A 6320-nucleotide genomic window follows, 5' to 3' on the forward strand; every position below is an offset into this window, starting at 1 on the left:
GCGAAGCCTATCGGATGGTCAACAAAATGCATGGACTCAAACATTTTGAAGATTGTTGGGTCACATTTATTAAGTAACATGCAAAAGCATTATGATTTTGTAACCTGCTTATGAAACGAGTACGTTGCCCCAAATGTGATAACTTTATCACCTTTGACGAGACCAAATATACCGAAGGACAATCTTTAGTATTTCAATGTCCGGATTGCGGAAAGCAGTTTGGAATAAGGTTAGGTGTTTCTAAATTAAGGAACATACAGAAAGAAGAAGCTCCCGATGAATTGGCTAACGAAGGAGGCTATGGGTCTATCGTTGTAATTGAAAACGTTTTCCATTACAAACAAGTCATCCCCCTCCGGTTGGGCGAAAATGGCATTGGCAGATACATGAAAGGACAAAAAATCAATTGTCCCATCGAGACTAATGACCCCAGCATTGACATGACACATTGTTTTATCAATGTTGGCTATGACAAATTTGGCAAATTGCAATACGTACTTCGTGACGGCCCAAGCTATACCGGAACATTTGTTGACAATGAGATCTTAGGCGACAAGGAGCGACGCGTCATCGCTGACGGTACACTTTTCACCATTGGGGCCACAAGTATCATTTTACGGGCCGCTGAAAAGAAATAACAGCAGCTCATCATCGCTATGAAAAGGATTATTATTGGATTATCACAAAAAGAAATAATAATTCTTTAATCTGAAATAAAACTACTATCTTTGCAACCTATAAATGGTGTCAACAAAGGCTTTGGCAACGATAGAATTTTATGTATAGATTATGAAATCAACCGCGATATTACTCCTTCACTGTCCTGACAAACAAGGTATTATTTCCGAAATTACAAAATTTATTACTGATAATGGAGGAAATATAGTCTATTTGGATCAGTATGTAGATAATGAAGAGGGAATGTTTTTTATGCGCATAGAATGGGAATTAGAGAATTTCATGATTCCTCGGGACAAAATACAAGATTTAGTTCAGACGCTCTATGCGCAGCGGTATGATATGAAGTTCAATCTTTACTTTAACGACGAGCGGCCAAGAATGGCTATCTTTGTTAGTAAAATGAGCCATTGCCTCTATGACTTGCTGGCCAGATATAAAGCTGGAGAATGGAATGTAGACATTCCGTGCATAGTTAGCAATCATGAAGATCTGCGTTACGTTGCCGAGCAATTCGATATACCTTACCATGTATGGTCCATCAAAAAGGATCATAGCAATAAGGCTGAAGTGGAAAAAGCAGAAATAGATTTGCTGAAAGAAAACAAGATTACGTTCATTGTCTTGGCACGATATATGCAAATCATAAGTGATGAAATGATACAACTATATCCACATCACATCATTAATATCCATCACTCTTTCCTCCCAGCCTTTGTTGGGGCTAAACCCTATCATCAAGCATGGGAAAGGGGTGTCAAGATTATTGGGGCTACAAGCCATTATGTCACCGCCGACTTAGACGCCGGTCCCATCATAGAACAAGATGTAACACGAATCACTCACAAAGACACCCCACAGAGTTTGGTGCTCAAAGGAAAAGATTTGGAGAAGATAGTTCTGTCAAGAGCTGTAACAAAACATATAGAACGAAAGATTCTTACATACAAGAATAAGACCATCATCTTTAGCTAAATGGAAGTAGCAATTGTCAAATATAACGCCGGCAACATTTATTCTGTCACGCATGCCTTACGCCGTCTTCAGATAGAACCACTATTGACTGACAGTCCGGAACTGTTGGCCAAAGCTGATAGGGTTATCTTCCCCGGGCAGGGAAACGCGAAAGAAGCGATGACTTACTTACGCCGGCATAACCTTGATGAAGTTATTCGCCATTTAAAGCAACCGGTTTTAGGCATTTGTGTCGGACAGCAACTGCTATGCAGCCATTCAGAGGAAGGTGATACGGACTGTATCGGGATATTTGACGTTGATGTAAAGCGTTTTCTACCCACTCGGCATGAAGATAAAGTTCCGGCTATGGGGTGGCAAGAAATTCATACGCAGGATAACCCACTGCTACAGAATCTAGGGCCACAACCATTCGTTTACTTCATCCATAGTTATTATGTCCCCCTTTGCAAAGAGACTATAGCGACAGCCAACTATATCAATCCTTATTCAGCTTGCCTGCATAAAGACAATTTCTACACCTGCCAATTCCACCCGGAAAAGAGTGGAAAGACGGGAGAACAAATTTTACAAAACTTCCTTTGCCTATGAAGATAGAATTAATACCGGCTATTGATATTATCAACGGGCAGTGCGTACGTTTGACAAAAGGCGACTATGAGCAGAAGAAAATCTACAAAGAGAACCCTATTCTCGTAGCACAGCAGTTTGAAGCCTTGGGCTTTAAACGCTTACATGTCGTGGATTTAGACGGAGCAAAGTCAAAACATATTGTTAATGAGCACATTCTGAAAGAGATCAGTCAGACAACTCAATTAAGAATAGACTTCGGAGGAGGCGTTAAAACTAATGAAGACATAAAGAAAGCCTTTGACTCCGGAGCCTCCATGGTCACAGTAGGAAGTATTGCCGTAACAAATCCTGAATTGGTATTTCAATGGATTGAACAATATGGAGCTGAACATCTGATCCTTGGGGCTGATGTACGAGACGGAAAAATCTCTATCAATGGATGGAAAGAAGATTCTGACATAGAGCTTTTTTCTTTCTTGCATACCTTCATAGAAAAAGGCATAAACCAAGTTCTTTGTACCGATATAAGCAAAGATGGTACTTTGCAAGGTCCGGCCATTCCACTTTATAAGCAAATCATGAAACAATTTCCCCACTTGCATCTCATTGCCAGTGGTGGAATTTCTTGTAACAGTGATTTTGAAAAACTCGAAGAGGCAGGAGTTCCCGCCGTCGTTTTTGGCAAAGCATTCTACGAAGGTAAAATCGACATTCAACAATTAGGCCTATGAGCGGATTAGCAAAACGAATCATTCCTTGTCTGGATGTCAAGAATGGGGAGACTGTAAAAGGCACCAATTTCAACAATCTTAAAAGTGCCGGTGACCCGGTAGAACTCGGTAAACTGTATAGTGAAGAAGGAGCCGATGAGCTTGTTTTTTTAGATATAACGGCCAGCGTTGAAGGAAGAAAAACATTTGCCGACATGGTTTCTCGTGTGGCAGCGGAAATCAACATACCGTTTACGGTTGGCGGAGGAATCAATGAATTAGCCGATGTTGATATACTGCTAAATGCGGGAGCTGATAAAGTAAGCATAAATAGTGCAGCCCTACTCCATCCGGAACTCATCAATGAGATTTCCAATCATTACGGCTCACAAGTTTGTGTATGCGCTATTGACGCCCGATACGATACCGATGGATGGCATTGTTACATGAAAGGAGGCCGTGAACGATCTGAACGCAACCTCTTTGAATGGGCCAAGGAAGTAGCTGACAGAGGTGCCGGAGAAATTCTTTTTACAAGTATGGATCACGACGGGGTTAAACAAGGCTTTGCCAATGAAGCACTTGCCATACTTGCTGATACGATAAACATACCCATCATTGCCAGCGGAGGCGCAGGTAATATGCAACATTTCAAGGACGTTTTCACCATGGGCAAAGCCGATGCGGCACTTGCTGCAAGTGTATTCCATTTCGGAGAAATCGCTATTCCTACACTCAAACAATATCTGACACGTGAAGGAATCAATGTACGTCCAAGCTATTAATGCTATAAATTATAAAAATAATTGATACATGACTATCAACTTCAATAAAATGAATGGCCTTATTCCGGCCATAATCCAAGACGCTTCTACACTGAATGTGTTAATGCTTGGATTCATGAATGAGGCTGCCTATCAGAAAACTATAGAAAGTAAAAAAGTAACTTTCTGGAGTCGCAGCCGCCAATGTCTATGGACTAAGGGGGAAACAAGTGGCAATTATTTACATGTTGTAGATATAAAAAACGATTGTGATCATGATACATTACTCATCAAGGTCCATCCTGATGGCCCCACGTGCCATAAAGGTACCGATACTTGCTGGGCCGAGGAAAATCATTATAATCCCATTCTTTTCCTTAGCGAACTACAAAATTTTATCGATAAGCGCCATCAGGAAATGCCGGAAGGCAGCTACACCACAAGTCTTTTCAACAAAGGCGTTAACCGCATGGCCCAAAAAGTGGGTGAAGAGGCTCTTGAAACCGTTATAGAAGCTACGGCCGGCACTGATGAAAAAATGATTTACGAGGCTTCGGACATGCTTTATCACCTTATCGTTTTACTGACAAGCAAAGGCTTAAGAATAGAAGATGTCGCGCTTGAGTTGTTAAAACGTCACAATCCTGATTGGGATAAAGCCCGTAGAGTAGCTAAAAGTAAAGGAGAAATCGACTAACCCCCAAATAACTTGATTAGGAATTATGCTAATTGATTATAAGAATGTAAACATATATCAAGCTGAAAATCTCATCCTAAAAGATGTCAATTTTCAGGTTTCTGAAGGTGAATTTATCTACATCATAGGAAAAGTAGGATCAGGTAAAAGCAGTTTGTTGAAAACATTGTACTGTGAGTTGGACCTCGTAGAAGGTGAAGCGGAACTGGCAGAAGTACTTGGAAGGAAACTGTTGGAACTCAAACGCAAAGAGATACCGGCACTCCGTCGAGAAATGGGTATCATCTTTCAGGACTTCCAACTGCTTCACGACCGTACCGTCCGAAAGAACTTACAATTTGTTTTAAAAGCAACAGATTGGAAGAACAAACAAGAAATTGACCAACGAATAGAGGAAGTCTTGAACGAAGTAGGCCTTATCGACAAGATTGATAAAATGCCCCATGAACTTTCAGGAGGTGAACAACAAAGAATTGCCATCGCACGAGCACTACTCAATAAACCGCAAATCATTATCGCGGATGAGCCTACCGGAAATTTAGATCCTGAGACCGCCAGCAGCATTATCCAACTCCTTAAGAACGCGACAACTACCGGAACAGCCGTTGTCATGACAACCCATAACATCCCTATGTTGGATAAATACCCGGGCATAGTTTATAAATGTGACAACGGAAGCATAAGCGATATTACACACGAATACAACAAACTCAATCTCACTGAAGACTCTTTGGAAGCGCAGGAAGATTAAGACTGATCATCAAAATATTATAGAGGTTATGAAGGTAATGAAATTTGGAGGAACATCTGTTGGCTCACCGGAACGGATGAAAAGTGTTTCCTCACTGATAACCAAAAGCGGCGAACCCACATTCGTTGTCCTCTCCGCAATGAGCGGCACAACAAACTCTCTTATAGAAATCAGTGACTATCTCTATAAGAAGAACCCCGAAGGTGCCAATGAAGTCATAAATTCACTTGAGAATAAGTACCTCAAACACGTAGAAGAACTGTATGCCACAGAGGAATACAGACAAAAGACAAGAGAATTCCTAAAAGATGAATTCAACCTTCTACGCTCATCAACCAAAGATTTATTTACTTCATTCGAGGAAAAATGTATTGTGGCACAAGGAGAAATCATCAGTACCACAATGGTTGTCAATTATCTGAATGAAATTGGCATAAAGGCAGTCTTATTGAACGCCCTCGATTTCATGCGGACGGATAAGAATTCCGAGCCCGATCCTCAATATATCAAAGAGAAGTTGGAAGAAATTATGCGTGCCAACGAGGGCTACCAAATCTATATCACTCAAGGTTTTATCTGTCGCAATGCCTATGGTGAGATCGACAACCTGCTTCGTGGCGGTTCCGACTATACCGCCTCATTGATAGGCGCAGCGCTTTCCGCGGAGGAAATTGTCATTTGGACGGACATTGATGGCATGCACAATAACGATCCCCGCATTGTTGACAAAACCGAAGCCGTCAGACAACTCAACTTTGAAGAAGCCGCAGAGTTAGCTTATTTCGGAGCAAAGATTCTCCACCCCACTTGTGTTCAACCCGCAAAATATACCGGTATTCCCGTAAGACTTAAAAATACGATGGATCCCGATGCCGAAGGCACTATTATCAATAACGTATTGGTAAGAGGTAAAATCAAAGCTGTGGCAGCCAAAGACAACATTACGGCCATCAAGATTAAGTCCAGTCGCATGCTCTTAGCAACGGGATTCCTGCGTAAAGTCTTTGAAATATTCGAGAGTTACCAGACCCCCATCGATATGATAACCACCAGCGAGGTCGGTGTTTCCATGAGTATTGACAATTCTTCCCATCTAAATGAAATCGTTGATGAGCTGAAGAAATATGGCACCGTCACCGTAGATACCGACATGTGTATCATCTGTGTCGTTG

The 6320-nt window shown here is 41.4% G+C and carries 8 protein-coding genes; all 8 read left to right on the forward strand.

Annotated features, from left to right (window positions below):
• Positions 1-110: 110 nt before the first annotated feature.
• Positions 111-638, forward strand: a complete 528-nt coding sequence (locus VIR50_RS10205) for an FHA domain-containing protein (RefSeq protein WP_331935025.1) — start codon at positions 111-113, stop codon at positions 636-638.
• Between the two features lie 151 nt (positions 639-789).
• Positions 790-1653 (forward strand): formyltetrahydrofolate deformylase, encoded by an 864-nt coding sequence (purU, locus tag VIR50_RS10210; RefSeq protein WP_331935026.1) that lies wholly within the window; start codon positions 790-792, stop codon positions 1651-1653.
• Entirely contained in the window at positions 1654-2244 is a 591-nt protein-coding gene (gene hisH, locus VIR50_RS10215; RefSeq protein ID WP_331935027.1) for an imidazole glycerol phosphate synthase subunit HisH, read from the forward strand.
• Entirely contained in the window at positions 2241-2957 is a 717-nt protein-coding gene (gene hisA, locus VIR50_RS10220; RefSeq protein ID WP_331935028.1) for a 1-(5-phosphoribosyl)-5-[(5-phosphoribosylamino)methylideneamino]imidazole-4-carboxamide isomerase, read from the forward strand. Before hisH ends, hisA begins: the two co-directional genes overlap by 4 nt.
• Positions 2954-3721, forward strand: a complete 768-nt coding sequence (gene hisF / locus VIR50_RS10225) for an imidazole glycerol phosphate synthase subunit HisF (RefSeq protein ID WP_331935029.1) — start codon at positions 2954-2956, stop codon at positions 3719-3721. Before hisA ends, hisF begins: the two co-directional genes overlap by 4 nt.
• Before the next feature lie 28 nt (positions 3722-3749).
• Complete coding sequence (gene hisIE, locus VIR50_RS10230) at positions 3750-4397, forward strand: bifunctional phosphoribosyl-AMP cyclohydrolase/phosphoribosyl-ATP diphosphatase HisIE (protein WP_331935030.1); 648 nt, start codon at positions 3750-3752, stop codon at positions 4395-4397.
• A 25-nt stretch (positions 4398-4422) separates the two neighbouring features.
• Positions 4423-5148, forward strand: a complete 726-nt coding sequence (locus VIR50_RS10235) for a cell division ATP-binding protein FtsE (RefSeq protein ID WP_331935031.1) — start codon at positions 4423-4425, stop codon at positions 5146-5148.
• 28 nt (positions 5149-5176) lie between these two features.
• A partial coding sequence (locus VIR50_RS10240; protein ID WP_331935032.1) for an aspartate kinase occupies positions 5177-6320 on the forward strand: 1144 nt, incomplete at its 3' end.

Origin of the sequence: Prevotella sp., from assembly GCF_036570325.1 — a bacterium.
GTDB lineage: Bacteria > Bacteroidota > Bacteroidia > Bacteroidales > Bacteroidaceae > Prevotella.